At 43.3% G+C, this 26185-nt stretch carries 25 protein-coding genes and 1 pseudogene; 8 read left to right on the top strand and 18 right to left on the bottom strand.

Annotated features, from left to right (window positions below; genetic code table 11):
* Positions 1-43 precede the first annotated feature (43 nt).
* A complete protein-coding gene (locus SE27_RS04605) occupies positions 44-784 on the bottom strand; it encodes a GNAT family N-acetyltransferase (protein WP_039621283.1) in 741 nt (246 codons plus the stop codon).
* A 293-nt stretch (positions 785-1077) separates the two neighbouring features.
* Here SE27_RS04605 and SE27_RS04600 point away from each other — a divergent pair, with 293 nt between their 5' ends.
* The 3 genes from SE27_RS04600 to rluB are packed head-to-tail and all read left to right on the top strand — an operon-like array spanning position 1078 to position 3631.
* On the top strand, positions 1078-1872 hold the full coding sequence (locus tag SE27_RS04600) for a segregation and condensation protein A (RefSeq protein WP_039621281.1): 795 nt from the start codon (positions 1078-1080) through the stop codon (positions 1870-1872).
* Positions 1869-2459, top strand: coding sequence for an SMC-Scp complex subunit ScpB (gene scpB, locus SE27_RS04595; protein WP_039621279.1), 591 nt, complete (start codon positions 1869-1871; stop codon positions 2457-2459). The genes SE27_RS04600 and scpB overlap by 4 nt, the downstream gene beginning before the upstream one ends.
* Before the next feature lie 41 nt (positions 2460-2500).
* Positions 2501-3631, top strand: a complete 1131-nt coding sequence (gene rluB / locus SE27_RS04590; RefSeq protein ID WP_081406874.1) for a 23S rRNA pseudouridine(2605) synthase RluB — start codon at positions 2501-2503, stop codon at positions 3629-3631.
* A 119-nt stretch (positions 3632-3750) separates the two neighbouring features.
* Here the strand turns inward: rluB and SE27_RS04585 are convergent, their stop codons facing one another.
* The 6 genes from SE27_RS04585 to SE27_RS04560 all read right to left on the bottom strand — a co-directional run bounded on the left by SE27_RS04585 (position 3751) and on the right by SE27_RS04560 (position 8927).
* Entirely contained in the window at positions 3751-4209 is a 459-nt protein-coding gene (locus tag SE27_RS04585) for a nucleoside deaminase (protein WP_039621276.1), read from the bottom strand.
* Positions 4206-4877, bottom strand: a complete 672-nt coding sequence (gene bioD / locus SE27_RS04580) for a dethiobiotin synthase (RefSeq protein ID WP_039621274.1) — start codon at positions 4875-4877, stop codon at positions 4206-4208. The genes SE27_RS04585 and bioD overlap by 4 nt, the downstream gene beginning before the upstream one ends.
* On the bottom strand, positions 4874-5644 hold the full coding sequence (gene bioC, locus SE27_RS04575; RefSeq protein ID WP_081406873.1) for a malonyl-ACP O-methyltransferase BioC: 771 nt from the start codon (positions 5642-5644) through the stop codon (positions 4874-4876). Before bioC ends, bioD begins: the two co-directional genes overlap by 4 nt.
* A 9-nt stretch (positions 5645-5653) precedes the next feature.
* Positions 5654-6811: an 8-amino-7-oxononanoate synthase gene (locus SE27_RS04570; protein ID WP_039621270.1), complete on the bottom strand. Its 1158-nt coding sequence runs from the start codon at positions 6809-6811 to the stop codon at positions 5654-5656.
* Positions 6808-8112 (bottom strand): adenosylmethionine--8-amino-7-oxononanoate transaminase, encoded by a 1305-nt coding sequence (gene bioA / locus SE27_RS04565; protein WP_039621268.1) that lies wholly within the window; start codon positions 8110-8112, stop codon positions 6808-6810. Before bioA ends, SE27_RS04570 begins: the two co-directional genes overlap by 4 nt.
* A gap of 89 nt (positions 8113-8201) precedes the next feature.
* Entirely contained in the window at positions 8202-8927 is a 726-nt protein-coding gene (locus SE27_RS04560; protein ID WP_039621267.1) for an alpha/beta hydrolase family protein, read from the bottom strand.
* Between the two features lie 329 nt (positions 8928-9256).
* Here SE27_RS04560 and SE27_RS04555 point away from each other — a divergent pair, with 329 nt between their 5' ends.
* Positions 9257-9793, top strand: coding sequence for a peroxiredoxin (locus SE27_RS04555; protein ID WP_370686754.1), 537 nt, complete (start codon positions 9257-9259; stop codon positions 9791-9793).
* Positions 9794-9902: 109 nt separating this feature from the next.
* On the opposite strand, the gene ftn is transcribed toward SE27_RS04555, so the two are convergent.
* From ftn to SE27_RS04525, 6 genes are all read right to left on the bottom strand, one after another.
* Positions 9903-10367 carry a heteropolymeric bacterioferritin subunit Ftn gene (gene ftn / locus SE27_RS04550; RefSeq protein WP_039621263.1) on the bottom strand — a complete coding sequence of 155 codons (465 nt, stop codon included), beginning with the start codon at positions 10365-10367 and terminating at the stop codon, positions 9903-9905.
* A gap of 415 nt (positions 10368-10782) precedes the next feature.
* A complete protein-coding gene (gene ligA, locus SE27_RS04545; RefSeq protein ID WP_039621261.1) occupies positions 10783-12819 on the bottom strand; it encodes an NAD-dependent DNA ligase LigA in 2037 nt (678 codons plus the stop codon).
* Between the two features lie 88 nt (positions 12820-12907).
* Positions 12908-13894, bottom strand: coding sequence for a cell division protein ZipA C-terminal FtsZ-binding domain-containing protein (locus tag SE27_RS04540; RefSeq protein ID WP_039621259.1), 987 nt, complete (start codon positions 13892-13894; stop codon positions 12908-12910).
* A 2-nt stretch (positions 13895-13896) separates the two neighbouring features.
* Positions 13897-17349, bottom strand: a complete 3453-nt coding sequence (gene smc, locus SE27_RS04535; protein ID WP_039621258.1) for a chromosome segregation protein SMC — start codon at positions 17347-17349, stop codon at positions 13897-13899.
* Positions 17350-17359: 10 nt separating this feature from the next.
* Positions 17360-18055 (bottom strand): GntR family transcriptional regulator, encoded by a 696-nt coding sequence (locus SE27_RS04530; RefSeq protein WP_039621256.1) that lies wholly within the window; start codon positions 18053-18055, stop codon positions 17360-17362.
* A gap of 379 nt (positions 18056-18434) precedes the next feature.
* A complete protein-coding gene (locus SE27_RS04525; RefSeq protein ID WP_039621254.1) occupies positions 18435-19244 on the bottom strand; it encodes a sulfite exporter TauE/SafE family protein in 810 nt (269 codons plus the stop codon).
* 28 nt (positions 19245-19272) lie between these two features.
* On the opposite strand from SE27_RS04525, the gene SE27_RS04520 reads away from it, so the two are divergent.
* Both SE27_RS04520 and SE27_RS04515 read left to right on the top strand, forming a co-directional pair.
* Positions 19273-20031, top strand: a complete 759-nt coding sequence (locus SE27_RS04520) for a biotin--[acetyl-CoA-carboxylase] ligase (protein ID WP_039621253.1) — start codon at positions 19273-19275, stop codon at positions 20029-20031.
* A 10-nt stretch (positions 20032-20041) separates the two neighbouring features.
* Positions 20042-20788, top strand: coding sequence for a type III pantothenate kinase (locus SE27_RS04515; protein WP_039621251.1), 747 nt, complete (start codon positions 20042-20044; stop codon positions 20786-20788).
* 66 nt (positions 20789-20854) lie between these two features.
* Here the strand turns inward: SE27_RS04515 and ffh are convergent, their stop codons facing one another.
* On the bottom strand, positions 20855-22261 hold the full coding sequence (gene ffh, locus SE27_RS04510; protein WP_039621249.1) for a signal recognition particle protein: 1407 nt from the start codon (positions 22259-22261) through the stop codon (positions 20855-20857).
* Between the two features lie 138 nt (positions 22262-22399).
* On the opposite strand from ffh, the gene SE27_RS04505 reads away from it, so the two are divergent.
* A complete protein-coding gene (locus SE27_RS04505; protein ID WP_039621246.1) occupies positions 22400-23206 on the top strand; it encodes a cytochrome C assembly family protein in 807 nt (268 codons plus the stop codon).
* A 105-nt stretch (positions 23207-23311) separates the two neighbouring features.
* A complete protein-coding gene (locus SE27_RS04500) occupies positions 23312-24247 on the top strand; it encodes a tRNA dihydrouridine synthase (RefSeq protein WP_081406872.1) in 936 nt (311 codons plus the stop codon).
* A gap of 73 nt (positions 24248-24320) precedes the next feature.
* On the opposite strand, the gene SE27_RS04495 is transcribed toward SE27_RS04500, so the two are convergent.
* From SE27_RS04495 to SE27_RS14410, 4 genes and pseudogenes are all read right to left on the bottom strand, one after another.
* On the bottom strand, positions 24321-24974 hold the full coding sequence (locus SE27_RS04495) for a nuclease-related domain-containing protein (protein ID WP_039621242.1): 654 nt from the start codon (positions 24972-24974) through the stop codon (positions 24321-24323).
* Positions 24975-25015: 41 nt separating this feature from the next.
* Entirely contained in the window at positions 25016-25516 is a 501-nt protein-coding gene (locus SE27_RS04490) for a methylated-DNA--[protein]-cysteine S-methyltransferase (protein ID WP_039621240.1), read from the bottom strand.
* Between the two features lie 29 nt (positions 25517-25545).
* Complete coding sequence (locus tag SE27_RS04485; protein ID WP_039621237.1) at positions 25546-25860, bottom strand: DMT family transporter; 315 nt, start codon at positions 25858-25860, stop codon at positions 25546-25548.
* Between the two features lie 248 nt (positions 25861-26108).
* Positions 26109-26185: pseudogene (locus SE27_RS14410) on the bottom strand (ribulose-phosphate 3-epimerase); the annotation flags it as partial.

The raw sequence follows: 26185 nt of genomic DNA, 5'->3' as shown, positions 1-26185 counted from the left end.
ACCAATGCACCAAGCAAACATCTAAATGCCTACTGCAAGCTGATTACCGCGTCTCATCTAAGACATATTGCTGCATGAATTCGGCCAATTTAATTTTTTGCTGCCCCGCAGGATCAAAATTATCAATAGTGAGCCATGCAAGATAGGCTGCTTTAACCCGCGGCCATTCACTGTCTAACATTGAAAACCAAGCGGTATTACGGTTGCGGGCTTTATAGATACGATCTTGACGAAATGTGCCTTCATACTGAAAACCAAAGCGTAAAGCCGCACGTTTTGACGGCGTATTTAAATCATCACACTTCCACTCTACTCGGCGAAAGCCCTGTTCAAAGCAGCTATTTAATAATAGATAGATCACTTCAGTGGAGGCGACAGACTGTTTCATCTGATGAGAAAAATAAATATTGCCAATCTCTATCACCCCATCTGTGGGGCGCAGATTCAGCAGACCGACCCAACCGACTATTCTGTGCTGAATTTGAATTAAATAATGAATGGCATGGGGCATAGAAAAATTATGCTGCAATAATGTTTCTAACGCCGCTGCACTTTTAAAAGCAGAATAAGGCAAATAAGTCCAACAACGACCATCGCTTTCATCCTTTAGCACTTGCCACAATTGCTTTAAGCAAGCTGGGGTGAGTGTATCCGTAGATAAAACCTGCAAGCTGGCATGAGTGCCAGATAAGGAATCGGCTAAAAAATGAATCGGCTTCAGCTGCACCGAACTCCCAACCATTTGTCCATATTCATTCTGGTGTACGCGGTGATGATCGTTCATCTGAAATTTTATCTCTTATTGTTGGATTTTAATTTAATTACGCGCTAAGCCTTGATCTGCTGCAAAATATTATCCTGTATCACTCCACTTTTGCTGCTTTAACATTAATAATCCCTACTTATTTTCAGGTTTTTTGCTATTTGTGAGATTTTGTAATTTATTTGAGCTGCGTTTTCCTTTAGACTACGCAGATTAATTCTGTGCTTTTTCTCATCACCCTGATGCTTTTTCCAAAAAGCTGATCCGAAATAGCATCTTCATGCCTTTGAAAATTCGCGTGGCCTATAATTGCAATGAATCAATCTATCCATAAGCCTATGGAGCAAGCCACACTGATCCGTGTTATGGATGAGTGGCACAACTCATTCCCTGAGGATCTCTATATTCCTCCTGCTGCATTTGAAATTCTTTTAGAGCATTTCGAAGGACCACTCGATTTTTTAATTTATCTGATTCAAAAAAATGGTTTTGACTTATTACAGCTTGATATTGCCCCGATTGCAGCGCAATATTTATCTTATATGCATGCGATGAAGTCGCTCGATATTGAGCTGACCGCAGATTATATGGTGATGGCGGCGTTGTTGGCCGATCTGAAGTCTCGACTGTTGTTACCCAAAGCCAGTCCAACGCGGATCATTGAAAAAGATCCAAAACAACAATTGATTGATCGTTTAGAAACCTATTTACGGATTAAACAAGCGGCGGAACGTTTGGGCCAGCTCCCTGTTTTAGAGCGCGATACCTTCTTAACCCATGTGGGCTTAAGTCAGACGCTAGAACAACCACAAGGCTATACAGTGGATCTGCTGCATGATGCGCTACGCTGTGTCTTTAACCGCCCCGAGCCGATTGTTCATCATATTCAAGCCGAGCCGGTTTTACTTGAAGAGCGCATTGCCTTTATTGAACAAAAATTACACTGCGGTGAGGTTTTATCGTTTCAGCTGTTACTTAAACCCAGTCAAGGGCGTTTGGGCATGGTGGTGACTTTTATGGCTATTTTAGAACTGACGCGGCAACAAAAGGTCACTATTGTGGCCAATGGCATTGACGCGCCACTTGCTATTCAAGGGGTGCAAAGATGAGCAACACTTGTGTAGATTCTGAATTGACTGTAGCACCTCAACACGAAACGTTAATGCAGTTAGAGGCGATTATTTTTGCCAGTGAAACTGCCGTGTCATTGGCACGCTTAGAAGAAGCATTGCAAAATAAATACAGCAAAACAGAATTACGCCTGCTGTTACAACAACTAAGTGTGTTGCAACAGGGCCGCTCAATTGAATTGATTGAAACTGCACAAGGTTACCGTTTTCAGGTCCGTGCGAAATATCGTGATATTATTACCCAAGTGTGGCCAGAGCGACCAACTCGCTTATCGCCAACGCTGCTTGAAACCGTGGCGGTGATTGCGTATCACCAACCGGTGACCCGAGCAGATATTGAACAAATTCGTGGAGTTTCCAACAATAGCCAAATATTACGCTCATTGTTTGATTGGAACTGGATTAAAGAGTCCGGCTTTAAAGAGTTACCAGGAAGACCTGCGTTGTTAGTTACAACGCCACAATTTTTAAATGCTTTTGGCCTGCTGTCTTTAGGTCAATTGCCTCCCCTACAGGATGCCAAGGAAGCTTTTATGGCGCTCGATGCTCACGCACCGATGTCGTAAATAGGCGTACTGTTGATGATAATTTCTAAGGTTATGCTGTCATGAGTGAAAAATTACAAAAGGTGCTTGCACGCGTTGGTTTGGGTTCTCGCCGTTATATGGAAGAAGTCATTGCCGCTGGTCGCGTAAGCATTAACGGCACCGTTGCCCAAGTGGGTGAACGCATTGAACCAGGTGATGAGCTTCGCATCGATGGTCGTAAAGTTCAATTCCAAATTGAAGATGAAATTCGTCGCCGTGTCCTGATTTATTACAAACCTGAAGGTGAGATTTGTTCGCGCAATGACCCTGAGTCACGTCCAACCGTCTTTGAACAATTACCTGCTATTGCAGGCGATCGCTGGGTGATGGTTGGTCGTCTCGACATTAACTCATCGGGCTTATTGTTGTTCACAAACGATGGTGAGTTGGCCAACCGCTTAATGCATCCGTCCAATGAAATTGAACGCGAATATGCGGTACGTGTTATGGGCGAAGTGACGCCACTCATCAAAAACACCATGCTCAAAGGCGTGGTATTGGATGATGGCCCAGCAAAATTTGAAAACTTCTCTGAAATTGGTGGCGAAGGGATCAACCGTTGGTATCAAGTGGTGGTTAAAGAAGGTCGTAATCGCGAAGTTCGTCGTATTTTTGAATCACAAGGTTTAAAAGTTAGTCGTTTACTGCGTACCCGTTATGGCACAGTGATTTTACCGCGTGAATTACGTACCGGTCGTTGGATTGAACTGGATAAAAACGATATTGATAACCTCACCAAGTCCGTGGAATTAAAACCACGTCAAGGTACAGGTCTGTTTGGTATGGCAAAACGTCGTAACGAGCGTATGCAAGAAAAACCAATGGCAGCACGTCGTGGTGGTTATTTGCGTCAACAACGCCGTGACAACGAAGGTGAAGCGCAGCCGTCTGAACAACGCCGTGACTCACGTCCAGCAAATACTGACAACACCCGCGACAGCCGACCAAATAGTCGTCCTCGCACAGAGGGCGCAACAGAACAGCGTTCTGCTTACCCACGTCAAGAACGTTCAGATTCACGTGGCGATGATCGCGGTAATCGCGCCAGCACAGAGCGTAATGGCAATACTTTAGACAATCAAAATCGTGGTGAAAACAAATTTGCACCACGTAAACCGTTTGGCAGCAACAAAGGCTTTAAAAAGTTTTAAGCGGTTAAGTCGTAAGGGCTGACCGCTCTTACGTAGCTATATCTGAATGGGGCTTACATACAATGGTAAGCCCCATTTTTTATGCTTCAACCTAGAATAAACGGATAAAAATACCACTGTTAAGTATTTTCTTGCTGCCATAACGGATATACGGCAAAAGAAGAATCCAGCTTTAACTGAATAAACTCTAAACCTTCTTGCTGATCGGGTACTTGCCTTAAAATATTGGCAATCTTTTCTGTGGATAAGCCAAAAGGTGCTGCATCTTGATTGGAATAGGCATAAATAATTTTGTGAATACCGACCATGCGCATTGCAGCCAAGCACATCGGACAGGGTTGACCGCTGGCATAGACCATACAGCCTTCAAGTGATAAATTTTGCAAGACTTGACATGCCTCACGTAGCGCAGTTAATTCTGCATGCGCAGTCGGATCATTACTGATCAAGATTTGATTAACCCCACGACTGATAATCTGACCGTCTTTAACCACCAATGCGGCAAAGGGTCTGCCTCCTGTAGCGACATTTTCTTTGGCTAAATTAACGGTATATTGTAAGAATTCTAGGTCCGTCATCGTTGTATCTTCCGTAGCTGCTGCGACTCAATTTTTGGAATATCAATCCACTGTGCTTGGGGAAAATGTAGCGCCAAATAATTTTTTAAGTAATCCGAGGTATCTTTAGAAATTAACTCATCTTGAGATTCATCATTTAAGTTATAGGCCAATGCATACAACTCTAGCCCACGGCTTTTGAGGGCCTCTAAACTTAACAGCGTGTGATTGATACTGCCTAAACGTCCTGAGCTGACCAAAATAATCGGAAATTTTTTATCTACTAAATAATCAATGGTCAGTAAGCTATCGGTTAAAGGCACCATTAAACCGCCCGCACCTTCAAGTAGCACCACATCATATTTTTCAGTCAAGCTTATCGTTGCCGCAGAGATTTTGTGAAAATCAATCTCACGGCCATCAATTTTAGTGGCCAAATGCGGTGATGCAGGATAACTAAAAATTTCCGGCATGGTCAGCTTGCTGTCATCTTCAGCCAGCCAACCGCTTTGCATAATTTCACGGTGTTGTTGAATATCTTCAGAAATATCCACATTACCGGTTTGAATTAACTTCTGGGTAATGGTTTTCTGCCCTTGTTCATTCCACAATTTTGCCAAATAACCCGTGGTATAGGTTTTGCCGATGCCTGTATCGATACCGCTAATAAAATATACAGGTGTGATCATGGCGTTCTCCGTGCAATACAATAAATAGGATGATAGGTCAGACGATAGCTGATTTGACCCTGCTGATCTACATTTGAAAATTGTTGATAATCGAAATAAAATTGGTGTAATGACTGCTTGGTCCAGCGGTGATGAGACGCGGTTGCAGTCACACCGGTGGCTTTTAAATGCTGTAAAATCTGTTTAGGATGGCTGAAATCTAAAACCTCCAGCTGCTCTGAAAAATGAATAATTTCAAAACCGTGTGACTCTAATTTTTGAGCAATACATTCAGGCTCTAGATACTTCAAGCCTTGACCGGTAAGGGCTTTAATTTCCTGTAAGTTTTTTTGCCCAAAACTGGAAAAACAAAAATAACCGTTCTGATTTAAAGCAGCTGCACATTGCTTAAAAATTGCGTCTATATCCGACATCCACTGCAAAGCGGAACTTGAGGCAATTAAGGCCAAATTCTGCGGAAAATCCAGCTGTTCAATATCGCCAATATACCAGTGTAGCGCATTATTTTCCGTAAAATGTTGCTGCACTTGAGGATATAAATCATTCAAAATTAACTGTTGTACGCTCAATTCTTGCAATATTAACTGGGTTAAATTACCTGAACCACAACCAATTTCAAACACCCGATCCACATCGGTTGCTGGCAGATATTGCTGCATCAATTGGATTAACTGCTGACAAATCTGCTTTTGCACAATCGCGTGCTGAGTATAACTTTGGCTGGCTTTGGCAAAACGCTGCGCCACCCGTCGCTTATCAATATTCACTATTGGCTCTCACAACAAAGCAATCAGCTGATCAAGATCATCGGTATTCACTTGACGGTTTAAACAGATGCGTAATCGAGAACTGTGCTGCGGTACGGTGGGTGGGCGGACCGGCATAATATAAAAACCAGCTTGCTGTAGTGCTTGGGCTTTATTCACGGTCTTTTGTGATTCACCCAAAATGATCGGTACAATCTGAGAGGTCGATGGACAATCAAAGCCTTTGGCCTGCACGGCCTGCTTTAAGTACTGACTGATCTGCTGTAAATGCTGCCGCGATTGCTGCAAGGTAAAGACTTTTTGCAAGATAAAGTCGCTCCACGCCATACAAATGGGCGGCTGGGCGGTACTAAAAATAAGCGGCCGCATACTATTGATTAAATAGTCGCGAATAATAGGATGGCAAATCAAATAACCACCAATCGATGCCAAGGCTTTACCAAAGGTGCCGACCAAAAAATCAATCTCATCTATAACGCCATGCTGTTCTGCACAGCCAAGACCGTGTTCACCGCGCACGCCAATGGCATGCGCTTCATCGACATACAGCATGACTTTATTAAATTGCTGTTTTATCCGCACCAATTCAGCCAGATGGGTTTCATCGCCATCCATACTGAAAATAGATTCCGTCACCACTATAATGCGATTAAAGTTTTCATCTAGATGATATTTCTGTAAAAGTTGGCGCAGATGCTCTAAATCATTGTGACGATAACGCACATATTTTGCAGAGGACAAGCGAATACCATCAATGATGCTGGCATGCACCAGTTTATCGGCAAGGATGAGCGTTTTTGCGTCACACAGCGCAGGTAAAATACCAATATTCATGTGATAGCCACTGTTAAATAACAGCGCGGCACGGCCTTGAAAAGCCTGACTTAAACGAGCTTCTAACGCTTCATAAGCCGGAAAATTCCCCGTTAATAAACGCGAAGAAGATGCACTCATGATGCGCTGATCAGACGGTGTTTCATCAAAGAACTGTTCGCGCAATTGAAGGTCTGCAGCCAATCCCAAATAATCATTCGAAGACAAGTTTAGCATCTGTTGCTGATTGATTTCGATATAGCGCCCATGCTGCCGATTCGAGCGAAATTGACGCAGATTACCGTGCTGTTTTAATTCATCCAGCTTGATTGCATATCCATCTAACAGGCTCATGCATTGATCTCCTGCATCTGCTGTACCACCTCAACCAATTGTTGTAATAAATGGCTTAATTCAGCGGTACTGATGATATATGGTGGCATTACGTAGACTAATTTTCCAAATGGGCGCACCCAAATACCACGGCGCACAAATTCTTGTTGCAGGCTTTGCATATCCACATTAAAGCACAGTTCAACCACGCCAATCGCCCCCAGTATGCGCACCTCTTTGACATATTCCAGCTCTGAAAGCGGCGTTAAATATTGTATCAGTTGCTGCTCAATGCGCTGAATAGTGGCCTGCCACTCCTGCCCCAATAACAGTTGCGTGCTTTTAAGTGCCACTGCACAGGCCAGCGGATTGGCCATAAAAGTCGGGCCATGCATAAATACCCCTGCCGGCCCCTGACTAATAGTTTCAGCCACTTTTTGGGTGGTGAGGGTAGCAGCCAGCGTCATATACCCTCCCGTTAAGCCTTTACCGATACACATAATATCCGGTTCAACTTGCGCATGTTCCCATGCAAATAATTTACCGGTACGGCCAAAACCAGTGGCAATTTCATCAAAAATTAACAGCACCTGATACTGCTCGCACAGCAGTTTGGCTTGGCGTAAATATTCAGGATGATAAAAACGCATGCCGCCTGCACCTTGTACAATTGGCTCTAAAATTAGACCAGCGATACTGGCGTGATGCTGCGCTAAAACCTGTGCCAATTCGGCAATATCGGCTTGATCCCACGCTTGATCAAAAGCAGTTTTTGGGGCGGGTACAAAAATACGATTGGGTAAACTTGAGCCAAAAATTTGATGCATACCCGTCACGGGATCACAAACTGACATCGCGTTCCATGTATCACCATGATAACCAGAGCGCGGCGTGACAAAATTGGTTTTTTGACTGCTGTGCGCAGATCCCAACGATGCCCAATATTGCACTGCCATCTTTAAAGCCACTTCAACTGCCACCGACCCCGAATCTGAATAAAAAACTTTATCCAAGCTGGGTGGCATGATGGTTAACAACAAGCGGGTCAAATCAATGGCCGGTTGATGAGTCAGTCCACCAAACATAATGTGCGACATATTTTGCAGCTGATCCGTCACCGCCTGATTCAGTTCAGGATGGTTATAACCATGAATGGCGCACCACCATGACGACATACCATCAATCAATTGACGACCATCATCTAACTCAATCATTGCACCAAAAGCTTTTTTCACTTTAAAGGTCGGCAATGGACAGGTCATGGACGTATAAGGATGCCAAATATGTTGAAGATCAAACTCTAGATCAGTTAATTCGGTCATCCTTTTGCCTCGAACAGTGTAAAAAATCTAATGCTTGGATGTTAAACCCAGTACCGATAAAAAGAAATTGCGAGATTGTGCATTTATACTCAGCTTGACTGAATTTGCCTTAAATATTGGTAGATTTGATCACTGCTCATGAGCGGCTGCGTTACGGGGAAAGCATGAGCGCCTAAAATAGTGTCCGTATTGAGATATTTTGCGGCTAAATTTTGCAAATCATGGCTAACTTGGTGAGGAACCAAGGCATCCTGCATGGCAAACAGATGATACTGCTGACCTGAGTAATTTTTTAAGATATCCACCACATTAAGATTTTCCAGCAGCACTAAACCCTGTTGAAGCAGCTGAATTTGTTGCGGCTGAATCAAACTTTGTAAAATCAGTAAATCTGTCTTGGTGCTGAGTACGCCTTGACAAACCATATACCCAAAACGTTTTAGCGTGCTGATCGCATCATGCTCAAATGACTGTTTAAAGGCTTTAAAGGTTGCAACCGGCATGGCATGCGGCCAAAAATCATTCGCCACAAAACAAGGATTAGAGGCCAAGGTAATTAAAATTTTGTGTTCAGCATACTTTTTTTCAATTTCATTGACCAAAACAGCAGCCAATTGCCCACCCAACGACCAGCCGACAATCACATCATAAGCACGTGCCAATGCGACGTTCTGTTGTAAAACGGCAGCATCAAAAGCATCAAAAATATTGATCACCTCAACATGATGCGCATGATTTTCTAAAGCCTGTTTTAGTGGATGCAGCAGTTGCGTACCGCCGCCCCAACCAGTGATCAGTAAAATAGAGAAATTCAAAATATGCTCAGCATAAAATCAGGGAGCTTCAGTATATTCAATCTGCATCCCACTGTGCTATTGCCAATGGCAACATTCATCGCGATATATGGCGCATGCTTAAAATAAGAAAATTTGTCCCATTGACGTATTTATTCAAGCACGAGATTGATAAATGCTTGACCTTCATCTGATCAAAATGCAGCGATCCATGGCCATTACTTCATGCCTCGCGCTGAAAAGCATTTTCATAAGTGTTTAGATTTTAAACTCTGCTAAACTGGTGGCACTTCCAAATCATAGTGAACGATATGAACTATACAAAAATTTTGAGTATTGGCTTGGTTTGTATGGGCACCAGCATTGGATTTTCAAACTTCAGTCATGCAGAAAACAACATCGCCAGCAAAAGCGCAAATCAACAAAAACAATGGGTTGGAAAACCTGCACCCAGCTTTAAATTACAAGATCAAAATGCAAAATGGCATAGCTTGAGTCAATATAAAGGCAAATGGATTGTGCTGTATTTTTATCCAAAAGATAACTCACCCGGCTGTACCCAAGAAGCCAATCAATTTAAAGCACTGTATCCGCAATTTATTCAAAATAATGCCGTGGTCTTGGGCGTAAGTTTAGATGACGTAAAATCGCATCAAAAGTTCTCTGAAAAGTTAGCCCTACCCTTTCCTATTTTGGCCGACAGTAATCAGCAATTGGCTCAGCAGTACGGAATTGTGCGTAATTTTGGTATTGCGCAAATTGCCAAGCGCGAAAGCTTTTTAATCGATCCGCAAGGCACGATTGTTTATCACTATAACAGTGTTAATACTCAGTCGCATGCTGCGCAAGTGCTTGCAGATATTGAAAAACTCACCAAAAGCAAATAAGCGCAAGTCTGACTTAGATTGATTTTGAGCGCTAAATTTTAATCTCAGGAAAAAAATCAGCGCATTAAAAAGCCCAGTATACACTGGGCTTTTTGACTTCAACGGCAGCTTACATTTGTGATTGAATATAGTTTTGTAAACCCATCAACTCAATCAAACGTAATTGTTTTTCTAACCAATAGGTATGATCTTCTTCGGTATCTGACATTTGCTGACGTAACATTTCACGGGTTACATAATCGGCTTTGTCTTCACAGAGCTTTACGCCTTGGGCTAATTTTTCACGTACATCGTATTCAAGCTTTAAATCGGCTTTTAAACAACTGATGACATCTTCACCAATTTCAACATCATCACGTTGCATATTCGGGATGCCTTCTAAAAACAGCACACGGCGAATAATTGCATCAGCATGGGCCGCTTCTTCTTGCATTTCATGGTCGATACGCTGAAAAATTTTACTTAAGCCCCAATCTTCATACATACGAGAATGGATGAGATATTGATCACGAGCAGCCAGTTCGCCGCCAATCAACATATTAAGATAGTCTATGACTTCTGGATTACCACGCATTGCAATTACTCCCGACTCGATTAGCTATGATTATGGCCAAGTTAACACCATAATGCAAAAGATAAATTATGTAAGTTTATGATTTTTATAAATTAAAATGAGAAACATACGCATTTACAGCAATCAAAAATACATTTTCCATATATAAAATAAGCCTTTGCGCGCAGCCTGCCAACTTCATCAAATCACTTTTGGTGCTAAAAAGTGATTTTTAAAATTTGTAAGGATTGGTGAGCAGCAGCGCAAATGAGACAGATCAGCACAATCTCGAGGCACTAGAATCGCTAGAGCTAACGTTTTACAGAAAAATAAGTCCTCTCTGTGCTTATCAGCACGCTAGTACTGATAAGCCATCATGCTCTTTAGATTTAATACTTTATAACCTAAAAAATCTGCTTACGGGCTGTGTAAAAGCTTATAAACTTTGTCCATATTCTGCCATCAAGGCCAAGAATTCAGTTTCATTCATAACCGATACCCCCAGTTTCTCAGCCTTTTCAAGCTTAGAACCGGCTTTTTCACCTGCCACCAAACATTTGGTTTTACTGGAAATACTACCACTGACGCGCGCACCTAAGGCTTGTAGCATTTGTGTGGCCTGATCACGTCCCATTTGGCTAAGCGTACCGGTAATCACCCAGCTTTCGCCATTCAGTGGCTGACGCGTTGGTGCAATCGGTGCATCCCAATGAATACCGGCAGCCAATAACCGCTGCAGCACTTCTAAATTATGTGGCGCTTGAAAGAAATCAACAATCCACTCTGCGGTTATCGCGCCCACATCAGGGGTTTTTTTGAGTGCTTCTAAATCGGCCGCTTGCAGTGCATCCAAGGTTTGGAAGGTTTGCGCCAACATCCGTGCCGTGGTCTCGCCTACCCCGCGAATACCTAAGGCATAGATAAAGGCGGCCAAGGTGGTTTTCTTACTGTTTTCAATTGCATCAAAGAGATTCTGAACCGATTTCTCGCCCATTTTTTCAATGCTGAGTAACTGTTCACGATGTTGATGCAAGCTATAAATATCCGCCACATTGTTAAGTAAATCTAGATGTAACAAAGATTCCACCCAACGATCGCCCAAACCTTCAATATCCAACGCTTTACGTGAGACAAAATGACGAATCGCTTCAATACGCTGCGCCGCACAGTACAGCCCACCTGAACAACGTGCCAAAGCCTCACCTTCAGGCATGACCACAGGTGAATCACACACTGGACACTGTTCTGGTAAATGCACCGCTAGCGCAGTCTGTGGACGAAATTCCGGCCAGACTTTTTCAACTTTTGGAATCACATCGCCACTGCGGTAGACGCTGACGGTATCGCCGATACGCACATCTAGTCGGTGAATTTCGCCAATGTTGTGTAAGGTCACATTGGAGACAATGACGCCACCAACTGCAACCGGATTTAAACGAGCCACCGGTGTTAAAGTGCCTGTACGCCCCACCTGCCAGTCAATATTTTCAATCGTGGTTAACGCCGCCACGGCTGGGAATTTATAGGCGGTGGCCCAACGCGGTTCACGGCTTAAAAAACCCAGTTGTTGTTGTTGTTTTAAGTCATCAACCTTGATGACCACGCCATCAATTTCAACTTTTAACTGTGCGCGCAGCTGATTAATTTCATCATAGCGCTGCTGTACTTCTTCAATACTGTCACAAATAAAATGCTGTTCGCCAATTGCAAAACCAAACTGCGTCAACCACGCTAAACTGGCCGACATAGTACTTTGTTCATGATGCGGCTGACATTGCGCAATGCCATAGGCATAAAAAGCCAACGGTCGTGAACGTGCAATGGCCGGATCAAGTTGACGTAAACTACCCGCTGCTGCATTGCGTGGATTGGCAAATAGTTTTTCACCTTTGGCCGCATTTTGGGCATTGAGTTTTTCAAAGCCGGCTTTGGGCATCAGTACTTCACCGCGAACTTCTAACAGTTCAGGCACCGGTTGATGCGTAGAGCAAAGGACTTTGGGTAAATTACGAATGGTTTTCACATTTTCGGTAATTAGTTCCCCCGTTTCCCCATCGCCACGCGTTACGGCACGAATTAAAACTCCGTGTTCATACCACAAGGAAATCGCCAAGCCATCAAATTTCAGCTCGACATCATATTGAACCTGTTGATGCGGTAAACGCTCTTTTACTTTGCGATCAAATTCAAATAAATCGTCTTGATGAAAGACATTACCCAATGACAGCATTGGTACCACATGGGTGACATTTTCAAATTTAGGCAGCGCCTTTCCACCGACTTTATCGGTGGGTGTATCCGCTTGTAGATATTCAGGATACTGCGCCTCTAAGGCTTTTAATTGCTGAAATAATTGATCATATTCACTATCTTCAATCGTCGGTTGATCCATCACATAATAGGCATGGTTATGCTGGGCCAATAGGTCAATCAATTGGCGCATTTGTGCTGGAATGCTTACATCGTGGGTCATTTTTACACCATAAAAAAGGGCGGTATTTCCGCCCTTTGTTGATATTTGATCTGTTGCTATTATAGAAATCGAAGCATGTTTTTTCAAACTAAACTTCAGCAGTGTGACCTGCACGATAATCAATTGCCTGATGACGCCATTGCTCGCGTAGCTGTGGAGTAAATTCTTGATTATTTTGATCGTAAATCGTGCCATCTATTTCACGCGCAATTAATCGCGATAGACTGTCCATGGTATCAAACGCATTTTGCACATCACTGTGTGGTAGAGCCAAGAAAAAGGCCAAACCTTTGACTTGTTCAGTCGACAAGGTTTCTAAATCAAACCCTGCTGCACCTTCATCGGTAATTTGTAATACCGAAAACAAGAGTTTCGTGTCGTCTTGATTATAACGATGAAAACACGCCATTTCACCAAAACGCAGACCATATTTCAGCAAGACTTTTAAGGTTTTTTCACCCGATAAGACACGGCGCTCTGGATAAATATTCAGGGTAATAAACTCAACCGCAGTCGACAAGGCGCTTTCTTCATCCACACGTTGCTGCTCATGTAAGTGCTCATCTAAAATATTACTTTCATCTTCAAATTCAGAAATTTCAGCTTTTTCGATATGCGCATTTAGACTCAGCTCCGTCGGCGTTTTGGCATCAGCCACTTTGGTTTCAGTCGCGACCGCTTTCAAAGCCTCAGACTCATTGTTCGCATCGACCGTTTTGGCGGTCGATAGAGTATCTGTGCTGAGTGCTGCTGTGCTGTCAACCGACACAGGCACATTCTCCACCGGCTTAATTGCCGCAACGCTGGCTTTGGCCGTATCTTCAGACGGCTTGGCAAACTGACTCGCAGGCTCTGCTAAGGTCGGTTCAACGCGTGCTTCAAGCGAAGTCGCTTCAGTATTTTGCAATTGATCGCGGACATGGCGAGGAATCACAGGCTGTTGGCTGTCTGTATCGACATGCAGTTCTGAATCGAGTGACGGTGTTGCATCGGCAGGTTTTTTAAGTAATATTCTTAAGCCGAATAACATAATGATAACGGCGATAACAATCCCAACAACGGTGGTGATTTCCATTTTTATGACTCCGCGACTAAACCGTATTCTTTTGCATGTTCCAAATCGACAGTGACTAATTTTGATGTACCGGGTTCTGGCATGGTAACACCTAATAAATCGGTTGCCATTGTCATTGCAACTTTATTATGGGTAATGTAAATGAATTGCACTTGTTCAGAAAGCTCTTTTACCAAATTACAAAATCTGGCAACGTTCGCATCGTCTAAAGGTGCATCAACTTCATCCAACACACAAAATGGTGCCGGATTTAAACGAAAAATGGCAAACACCAAGGCCAAGGCGGTTAAAGCTTTTTCACCGCCTGACAATAACGCCAAAGCACTATTACGCTTACCGGGCGGTCGGGCCATCAATTTGACTCCCGATTGCCAGTCACCATCTAAGGTTAAACTGGCTTCTCCCCCATTAAAAACTTTTGGAAATAAATCTTGCAGCTCAAGATTAATCTGATTAAAGGTCGCCATAAATAATTTACGCGTTTCTTGATCAATACTTTTCATGGCCGCTTGCAATTGATCAACCGTTTTTTGCAAATCCTGCATTTGATGATCAAGTTCTTCAAAACGCAGGCTGATCTGTTCATATTCTTGCATAGCCGCTAAATTTACCGCGCCCAACTGTGTAAATTGCTGCTGGGCGGTGCTTAATTGCTGCTGATGAAGCGTTAAATCTATCTGCAAGCCACTCACAAAAACCGTATTTAAAGCACTCAATTGTTCTGCATAATGCTGCGCGTCTGATTTTGCTGCCTGCACCGCCAGACGACTATGCTCTAATTCTGTGCGTAATATTTCATGCTGCTGTTGCTGCTGATGACGCTGCTCTGTCAACTGCTGCTGTTTTTGTTGAATCTGATTGAGTTCAACTTGCCAGCTATTGCAAGTATTTTGGCATTGCAGGCTCAGCTGTGCTTGTTGATCCACCGCTGACGCTTGTGCTGGCAGTTCTGATTGTAACGAGGCAATTGTGTGTTGTATATCGCGAATTTGATCAATAGTGTGCTTTAATTGACTTTTGAGCATACCCTCATCTTTTTCTAGCAATGCAATTTGCTGCTGAGTCTGCACCTGTTGATGCTGTAATAACGCCAACTGTTGTTGCACTTGTTGCGCTTGCTCTTGCATTTTTTCAAGTTGCTGATGAGTTTCAGTGACTTGAGATTGCAGCTGTTGATAGTTGGGTAAGTTCTGCGCAAGTTTGATATCCAGCGCATGCAAATCAATGTCTAAATCATCTTTTTGCATTAAATCTTCTTGCAGCTGTGCCTCAAGCTGTTGCAGTTGCTCGGTCAATTGTTGCTTTTGCACGCTAAAAGCATGCTGCGCACTGTTTAAGCTGGCCAATTCAAGCGCAGTATGTTGCACAGTATTATGCTGTTTTTGTAATTGTGCTTGCTGCTGTTGCAGCGTTTGTTGCAGCGTTTGAATCTGCTGCTTCAGCGGCGGTAACTGCTGTTCCGCGGTTTTCAGTTTCAAGCACGCATCACCGAGCGCGGCATCAATTTCATCTAAACGAATTTGATGAGTGAGTGTTCCTTGTGCGGCTTGACTGGCGCTGTCATAAAATAAGCCAATCACCCAATCGGCAGCCACATGATAACCATCCAAAGTTAAGATCGACTGTCCAGCACGCAGTGTTGCTTGTAAACACAATGCCTGCGCCAAATGCTCTGTCACGGCCACTTGCTGCCAAATTGAATGCTGCGGGGCAATAATCCAATCGGCCAAACAGGGTAAATTGGCCAATTGCATGCACGCGTTATTGGTCTGCAGTTTCAGTTGCCGCGCGATATTTTCAGCAAAGCTATCCTCTGCATCAAGCACATGTGCCGACAACCACTGCGCTAAAAACTTTTCAATTAAAGCGGCATGTGGTTTGGCGATGTCATTCAGTTTTAACAGTTGCATCAATTGCTGCGCATCTTGCTGAGTATGCGGATTATTTTTTATCAGCAATTGCCTCAGATGATTTTGCTCGATCTGTAAAATATGTATTTCGGATTTTAAATCCGCCACATCACTGTGCTGCTGTGCGTATTCTGCTTGGACTAAATCTAAGCTTGCAGTATCGGCCTGAATGCCCTGCTGTAGCTGCTCAATTTGCTCTGCAAGCTGATGTTGCCGATCGTTTAGCTGCTGAACCTGCTGCGGTGGATGCTGCTGATGGATGTGTGCCATTTGCTGCTGCAAAGTGGTTTTTTGCTGCTCTAGCCGTAGAATATTTTTAGCCAATTGTTCGCTGTGCATCGCGCATTGGTTTTTTTGCTGCTGCTGCCGTTCAACTTGCGTTTTAATCGCTGCAAACTGTTGTTGTAGCTGTTGCTGCTGTCGTTTTTGCGCGCTTAGGTTTTGGCTATATTGCTGCAGCTGTTGCTGTTGTTGCGCTTGCTGCTGAAGCTGTTGCTGCTGTTGTGCAAGCAACCTCAGCCGGTCTGCATCCATCTGTTGCAGCTGCTGTTGGCTGTGCAACTGTTGCTGCTGTAACTGGGTTAAGCTCAAACAATTGTGCGTATAGCGTGCCTGTTTTTGTTCGTAATCGCGTTTTAATTCAGACAGCTTTTGCTCTGCCTGTTGCCATGCCTGTTGTAACGGACTCGATTGCTGTATCAGCTGCTGAAAGACCTCCTGACTGGCCGTCAACGCCTGCTCTACTGTACCAAGTTCAGCATGTACCACTTTAAGACTGTGCTCTAACTGAGTCATCTGTCCACTGTGTTGTTGCTGCGCCTGCATACTTTGTTCATATTGAAAAGACAGCATTTCAATATTTAACCGACGAATTTGCGTTTTTAAATTTTTATACTGAATAGCCGCTTCGGACTGGCGTTTTAAGCTTTTACGCTGCGCTTTAAGTTCTGCCAAAATATCGTCTAAACGCGCAAGGTTTTGCTGTGTATGCTCTAAATGCAATAAGGTTTCACGGCGACGTGCCTGATAACGTGAAATGCCAGCGGCTTCTTCAATAAACACACGCATATCATCAGGTTTGGCATCGATTAATCGGTTAATCATGCCTTGTTCAATAATGGCGTAAGACCGCGGTCCCAGTCCTGTCCCCAAAAAAAGATCGGTAATATCACGGCGGCGACACTTGCTGCCGTTTAAGAAATATTCTGACTTTCCCTCGCGATTGACCTGCCGACGTATCGCCAATTCATTATAGGCCTGATAAGTTCCACCCAAAGTGCCCGCGGTATTGTCAAAACGCAGTTCAACACTGGCCACTCCCACTGGCTTACGCTTGGCGGTACCGGTGAAAATCACATCTTGCATGCTGCCACCACGCAATTGCCGCGCACTGGATTCACCCATCACCCAACGAATAGCATCAATAATATTGGATTTACCACAGCCATTTGGCCCCACCACAGCACTGCGGTTAGCTTTAAAATGTAAAGTGGTGCTGTCGGCAAAAGATTTAAAGCCGGAGAGTTTTAAGCTGCTTAAACGCATAATGTCCTGATCAACGTCGTGAACGTCTTGCCCATGCAAGTTCGATTTGTTTCATTCGTGTCAGCGACTCCAACACGAGGTTGCGTAAGTGTCGACAAAAATCATCCATAAATAAAGTGGCTTGTTGTGCTTTTCGGTTCAAAATCGCATCAGTCACCAACTTAAACAAGGCAAAGGATTCATCTAGCTCACGGCGCGAGATATTTAAGGTTAAAAAATAGCTCCGTCGTAGGGCTGGCAATAGGTCGTGATAAAACTTCATTAAATAGCTATTGCTGATTAAATCATGTTGCCGTGCTAAGCCTTGAAAGATTAAATCATAAAATTTTTCAGTATGGCCCTGACGGGTTTCATCATGTAATTGATTGAGCAATTGTTGAATATTGTCTGCTTCATGCGCACGCCACACCTCTGCCATACGCTGCACGATTTGCCCCAACAGCAAAGCACTGGTATCAAATAACGCACGCACTTGTTGCGTGGACATTTCCGAGACAATCGCACCACGGCGCGGATAAATCTCAATCAGCTGCGTACGCTGTAACAGCAATAACGCTTCACGCACCGAACCACGGCTGACCTGAAGTTCAGTGGAGATGCGCAGCTCTTGAATACGTTCCCCTTCCACCAACTCACCGCGAATAATTTGCTCACTAATGTGTTGAGCTATTTGTCCAGATAGACTATTGATTTCTTGTTGTTGCATATTCGCCCTATATTGTTTTTATAAGATGCAATCGAAAAATTTACGCATGTTCAGATACTCTAGCCGCCGTTTTACTGTGTTTTTAGCATAAAGAATATGACATTGTTAGACAATTTTAAGTCGCTAAAGTCAATCAAAGTAGCTTCAAGCGTTAAGCCAGCATTAAACAAAAAATATACTGCTGATTATAGATGAAAATTTAAGCTATCTAAGCCTAAAGCGCTCAAAAATTCAGGCTTTAAATGACGCGATAATTCAACCGTATGACCTGTTTATCACTCAAAAGGCATTTTTTAAATGAGGATGCCCTGAGCTGAACAAAAACAATAATAACCGGCTCAATCATCTGACGCTTTAACAGCGCAATAATTTTTGGCTATTAAAAGGAAGCTGTAAAACCGTGATAAATAAAATATAGCCCGACCACGGTTAAAAGACCAGAGAAACAGCGTTTGAGCATTGCCGGTGATAAATTATGCGCCACTTTAGCACCCAGTTTTGCCGTCATAAAGCTCATCACGCTAATCCCTAAAAAAGCATAAATATGTACATACCCAATACTGTGCGGAATTTCAACCGACGCATTCGAACCAAACCACATAAAGCCCAGTGCACCTGCCGCGGCAATAGGTAACCCCCCTGCTGCGGAGGTGGCCACTGCTTTTTGCATCACCACACCATGACGGTTTAAATACGGTACGGTTAAACTGCCACCCCCAATCCCAAAAATAGCCGATGCAATACCAATGCCGCCGCCTGCCAACAGTTGTAATTTTTTACTGGGTAAGTGCTTGGATAAATCAACGGGTTTACTGGCACCGTTAAACATGCCATAAGCCACCCACACTGCAAAAAAACCAATGAGTAATTGTAGCCCTTGACCGGAAATATAATCGGCAATCCCTGCACCCAAAAATGAACCCAATGCCAGTCCCGGAGCTAAATTAGCAAACACATCCCACAATACCGCACCTCTTTTATGATGGGCGGAGACTGAGCTGATTGAGGTCACAATAATGGTGGCCAACGAAGTGCCCACCGCCAAATGCATAATCACCGCCGGATCATAATTTAACTGGGTAAAGACAATATATAAAATAGGAACAATAATCATGCCACCACCGACCCCAAACAGTCCGGCGGCAAAACCTGCCATTGCGCCAATTAATAAATATATGATTAACTCCATATTTCATATTCCACGGTGTTTAATTTAAATGGATGTAGAGACGCGACAACTGCAAAAAATTCTCAATGACGCCAAGCAGCTTCCTGAAGTGTTAATCCTCAAACCCATCACCACATCCACCAATGATGATGTACGTGAACTGGCTCTGAAAGGTATGCACAGTGTTTTGGTGTGTAGTACGCAGCAAACTCAAGGTCGCGGTCAACGTCAGAGGCAATGGTTGTCTCCAGAAGGCAACATCTATTTAAGCACATTGCTGAATACACAAACACCCATCGATGGCCGACTTGCACTTGAAATTGCACTGAATATTCTACAAATGCCCAGTCTTAAAGGTTTAGATTTACAAGTCAAATGGCCAAATGATCTGTATAGCACACAGGGTAAATGGGGCGGTATTTTAGTTGAACCGCTGTCGCCGCATCAAGTCATTGTGGGGGTCGGGATTAATCTGGCGCCAATTGCCAAAGAACAGCTTGATCAACATGCCAGCTCTTTAGCAGAACTCGGTTTAACAAACATTATGCGTATTGAACTGATTGCTGAGCTGTATCTGGCCATTCAACAGGCACGTGAATGGTTTGATCATGGTTGTTATCATTTGGCAGCACGTTTTAACCACAATGCCGCATTTATACAGCAGGCGGTTGAATTTGAACATCATTCGGGACTGTGTTGCGGTATTTTTTTAGGCATTCAAGATGATGGCGCAGTCTGTATTGAAACCCATGCAGGCATACAACAGTTTTATCAAGGGCGTTTACGCCGTTTAGACGCCGCGCTATAGAGACATGGCAATGAAAAATTTATGGTTAGATATTGGCAATACACGGCTTAAATATTGGATTACCGATCACCATGAGGTGATTGAACATGCAGCAGAAATGCATTTACAGTCGCCCGCAGATTTACTGTTAGGTCTGATTCAACATTTTAAAGCTTTGCAGCTGCACAATGTGGGCGTGTCCTCTGTGCAAGATAAAAAGAACAATGCACGGATTAAAGCCATTTTAAAAACGCTGAATATTCCAGTGATTTTTGCTCGCGTCCATGCAGAATATGCGGGCTTAAACTGTGGCTATGATGAGCCGACACAACTGGGGATTGACCGTTGGTTACAAGTATTGGCCGTGGCGCATGATCCGGCAGCAGATTATTGCATCATCAGCTGTGGTACGGCGTTAACCATTGACTTAAGCGACGGCTTACAGCATTTAGGTGGCTATATTTTACCGAATTTATATTTACAGCGCGACTCGCTGATTCAAAACACCAAAGGCATTAAAATTCCCGATGCCGCCTTTGATGAGCTAACTCCCGGACGCAATACCATTGATGCAGTACATCATGGGATTTTTTTGGGTTTGGTCAGCACCATCCAGCAAGTCATGCAACAAAAGCCACGGCAATTAATTCTCACCGGTGGTGATGCGCCGTTATTTGCTCAGTTTTTAACAGAATTCAATCCGATCATTAAACCAGATCTACTGCTTAGCGGTTTGCAATTTTATATTGAACAGCAAGAGTTTGAATCCTCTAAATAATCAAAAAATTCAGCTATAAAAAAAGATGCGTTTATCGCATCTTTTTTTATGATAAGCAGATAAAAATTACTTTTTATCATTGCCACCGAACAGTGGGCCCATACCGCCGCCACCGCCGAATTTATTTTGCATCCCGCTTAATGATTTCATCATTTTCGCCATACCCGATGGATTAGCGAATTTCTTCATCATTTTAGCCATTTGCGCGTGCTGTTTAATCAACTTATTGACTTCAACCACATCCATACCACAGCCCGCTGCAATACGTTTTTTACGACTTGGATTCATTAAGTCTGGGTTACGGCGTTCTTTAATGGTCATCGATTGGATAATCGCTTCCATTTTTTTCACTTGCTTTTCAGGATTCGCTTGTGCAATGGCATCTTGAATACCTGAATTACTCATGCCCGGCAACTTGTCTAAGAAGCCCATCATGCCGCCCATATTGTTCATTTGTTCAAACTGCATCAGCATATCTTCAAAGTTGAAGCTACCGCCTTTTTGCAGTTTTTTCGCCATTTTTTCCGCTTTTTCTTTGTCGATTTTACGTTCAACTTCTTCGACTAAAGAAAGTACATCGCCCATGCCTAAAATACGCTGTGCGATACGTTCAGGATGGAATGGCTCTAGCGCATCGAGTTTTTCACCCATGCCCAAGAATTTAATTGGCTTACCGGTAATGGCACGTACTGAAAGTGCCGCACCACCGCGTGCATCACCATCGGTTTTGGTCAGAATCACACCGGTCAGCGGTAATGCATCGTTAAATGCTTTTGCGGTATTGGCCGCATCCTGACCGGTCATGGCATCCACCACGAACAGCGTTTCAGTTGGGTTAATGGCCGCATGCAGCTGTTTAATTTCGTCCATCATGTCATCATCGACATGTAAACGACCCGCAGTATCGACAATCAACACATCGGCAAACTGAATTTTAGCCTGTTCAATTGCGCGCGTGACAATGGTAATCGGTTTTTCATCGGCACTGGATTCTAAGAAAATCGCGCCCACTTCACCTGCCACAGTTTGAAGCTGTTTAATCGCCGCCGGACGATAAACGTCGGCAGACACCATCGCGACTTTTTTCTTTTGACGCTCATGGAGAAAACGTGCCAATTTTGCAGCGGTGGTGGTTTTACCCGCACCTTGTAAACCGGCCAATAAAATCACCACTGGCGGTTTGGCTGCAAGGTCAAGGCTTTCGTTGGCCTCGCCCATCATTTTGGTCAGTTCATCATGAACAATTTTGACAAAAGCTTGGCCTGGTGATAACTGAGTCATCACTTCTTGACCCAATGCTTCTTCCTTAACTTTCGCGATGAATTCACGAGTTACAGGTAACGCAACATCGGCTTCAAGAAGTGCCATACGTACTTCACGTAACGTATCTTTAATATTGTCTTCGGTTAGCTGCCCTGAGCCAGTAACATTTCTTAAACTCTGCGTGAGTCGTTCTGTTAAGGTATCAAACATTGCAAAATCCGCTTAAAATTGCTAGTTGCAAAAAAATCTTTCTTAAAATAGAAAATTTATGCATAAGATGCTATAGGATACTGTAGTTCGCGTAGAATTTATATAAATGAATATTTATCACCCTGAAAAAGGTTTGACATGATCAGTCTCCCCTTGGTTTACACGATCTTAGCATTAATGGCCTATACCAGCTCTTTTTGGTATTTGTTGATTCATTTAGTGTCAAAACGTGAACCAAACCATTGGTTTATCAGACTGGTACTGGGCTTAGGCTTAGTGCTGCATGCTGCGGTCTTATACAACGATATGCTGACCCCGCTTGGGGTAAATTATGATGTATTTGTCCTCATGTCATTCACTTCAGGATTAATGCTGCTGCTGAGTTTTATTTTTAGTGCATTTCGGCCAATTTTAGCACTCAATTTAATTGGCATTCCGGTGGCCGCAGTCGGCCTGATTATGGGTTTTAGTTTAAGCAAGCAAAATCAATTTATTGAACAGCATTTTTTGGGTCTAGATATCCATATTATTTTATCCCTTTCAGCTTATGCGGTGCTGCTGATGGCCACCATTCAAGCGGTTATTTTATGGTTTCAAGACCGCGAACTAAAGAACAAACAAAAAAGACTTTGGGTCAATTTATTGCCCTCTTTTCAAGCCATGGAATCGTTACTCTTCGATTTGATTATTACCGGCTTTGCCCTATTAACCGTGGCGTTATTGTTTGGTTTCTTTACGATTGATGATTTTTTTGCCCAACATTTGGCGCATAAAACGGCTTTTAGTATTATCTCATGGTTTGTTTACGGCGCTTTACTGATTGGCCATTACCGTTTTGGTTGGCGCGGGCAAAAAGCCATTCGTTTTACCTTGATCGGTTTTGTCCTACTGGCCATTGGTTTTATTGGCTCTAAGTTTGTCTTAGAGATGATTTTAGGCCGCTAAAAATCGCTTACTTGACGCATTGCCGGTCAGTGCTTTAAGCGCTGGCTAGACAAGCGATGATAAAGTGCGTATAACCGCTTTTTTGCTCTTGACAGGTCTTTCTCCTTGAAACTTATTCTTGCGCCCATGGAAGGCTTAACTGATCCAATTATGCGTGAAGTTTTAACGCATGTCGGCAGCTTTGATTGGTGTGTAACCGAATTTATTCGAGTGACCGACGCTGTGCTGCCTGACCACGTTTATCATACCTATTGCCCTGAACTGCTGACTGATGGTAAGACCGCAGCGGGCACACCGGTGCATGTGCAATTTTTGGGTAACAATGCCGAGATGTTGGCCGCCAATGCCGCACGTGTGGTTGAACTGGGCGCGCCGGCTATTGATCTTAATTTTGGCTGTCCAGCCAAAACCGTGAATCGTCACCGCGGTGGTTCCGTGCTTTTGGATGAACCGGAAGTAGTGCATCAATTGGTCAAAGCCGTTCGAGATGCCGTACCGGCCCATATTCCAGTATCAGCCAAAATGCGTTTGGGTTATTTAGACCGCAACTATACGTTGGAAAATGCCCACGCCATTGAAGATGCCGGTGCGGCATGGTTAACCGTACATGCGCGTACCAAAGCCGAAGGCTATACTCCGCCCGCTTTTTGGGATCAGCTCCAACCGATTCAACATGCTTTAAAAATTAATGTGATTGCCAATGGTGAAATTTGGAACAATCAAGATGCCAAGCAATGCCGACTCGAATCAGGCTGTGCAGATTTAATGCTCGGCCGCGGCGCAGTAACCACTCCCGATTTAAGCCAATGTATTCGCCAAAATATAGATACCGCATTACTGACGTGGGATGAATTATTACTGCTACAAAGTCGTTTTTTACAAGGCAACTATAAAAAAGAAATTAATATGGTCGGACGTTATAAACAATGGCTCGGCATGATGTCTAAACACTATCCTCAAGCAAAAACCCTGTGGAATGAGGTCAAACGTATTAAACACTTGCAAGAAATAATCGACCAACTCCAACACACGACAAGTTAGTCGATTATGCTTTTAAACTAAATTGCAGTCCACGCGATAAAATAAACACAAAACTTGTATGCCAGATTGAATGTTAACGGTTATTTTTATGTTGTTTTAAATTGGCCACATGCAAGCGATCGGTTTTCCATGATTTTTCCAGCATTTCTTTTTCAATACACTGTTGAATGCGTTTTAGTTTCATCGCCGGAATCACCTCATGCTTAAACGCTTTAACATAGTTAACCCAGTCTTTGCCTTTAAATACATTCATCGGCATGACTGTTTTAAACTCACATTCTGGCATAAATACCACAATTGAATGCAAATATTCAGGTGCGATTAAATCTACCAACAACTGCTGTAACACTTTTTGATGCTTATAGTTTTGATGCAATGGGTTTTGAAATTTATAGCTTTTTTTAAATAAAGTCTGCGTCCACATTTTTTGACGTTCACTGCCAAAAATCCAGCCCTTATAGTTTTTAGTTTCAATCACAAAAATACCATAGGGACTGAGTAAAATATGGTCAATTTGCGTGGTGCCTAACTGCACCTCGGGCAAGGTACAATTGTTCAGTACAATATATTCTGCGGTTAAATATTTTTTGGCGTGTTGGCTGACCGCAAACTCCCCCAACTTACCTTTTAAAACTGGCTTAAAAATCTTAAAAATTGCTAAGCCAATAACGACAAAAACAACCCAACCCAATATTGAAAATAAGGGACCTAATATGGCATTTAGCATCTTTTACTCAATGGTATAGGACAGAAATAATGGCAAGGGCTTTAACTGTTGCTTGTTTGAGCCACCTGTTGTTCAAGCTGAAGTAAAATGTGTTTATTGTTCAATCCACCGGCAAAACCCACCAACTGGCCATTGGCACCAATCACCCGATGACACGGCGCAATAATGGAAATTGGGTTTTTCCCATTGGCCGCACCCACTGCACGTACTGCTTTGACATTGCCAATTTGCGCAGCAATATCACGATAACTGCGAGTTTCTGCAAACGGAATACTCAGCAATGCCTGCCAAACTTTCTGTTGAAAGTCTGTGCCTTCAAAGGTCAAAGGCAGATCAAAATGTTGGCGTTGTCCGGCAAAATATTCGCTTAATTGCTTTTGAGTGGCCAATAAAATCGGATGATCAGCACAGGGCAACAGCTGTTTAGAGTCTAAACATTTGGGCTGTTCATTTTCCCACATCACTGCCACCAAAGCCTGTGAATTGGCCACTAATTTTAAGCGCCCAACAGGAGATGGCATGTCTATAAAGTGGAGTTGCATCACTTGCTCCTTATGGCAAAACTTTAATTTTATGATGACAGTTTCATTAAGACTAATCCAGCGATAATCAGCACCGCGGCCAGCATACGCAGGGCGGTCGCAGGCTCACCTAAGACTAAAATGCCCACTAAAAAAGAACCCACTGCACCAATGCCGGTCCAAATGGTATAGGCTGTACCCAGTGGCAAACTACGCATGGCATAAGTCAGCAAGGCAAAACTTAACATCATAAAAATTAAGGTCACAATACTCGAGGTCAGTCGGGTAAAGCCATCCGAAAGCTTCATCGAATAGGCCCAGACAATTTCGAAAACACCCGCCAGCAATAACGCCATCCAAGCCATGTGCTGTTCCTATTTTATTGAGCTTAAGCCGAAGCTGAACAGAAATACTCAGCTTAAAATCAATCATCTCTGACAGTTAAAATAACCAAAACAAGGATGATTTAAAGTCGTTCTTATCATTTTCATGCTGCATGATTAAACACTAAAAGCAGGCTGCGTAAAGTAGACGCATCTGCTGATTTAAACCATCAGACAGATACGTTTAGCATGCTCTATGCTATCTATCAGCGCACACTATGCTAGTAGGCTTAAACGTTTACTGCACCGACTTTGGCAAGTTCAGCACGCATTTGTTCAATGACCAGCTGATAATCTGCTTGACCAA

This window comes from Acinetobacter harbinensis (assembly GCF_000816495.1).
Classification (GTDB): domain Bacteria; phylum Pseudomonadota; class Gammaproteobacteria; order Pseudomonadales; family Moraxellaceae; genus Acinetobacter; species Acinetobacter harbinensis.
Note: the sequence above shows the minus strand (reverse complement) of the source record. Positions and strands in the feature narration are given on the sequence as shown.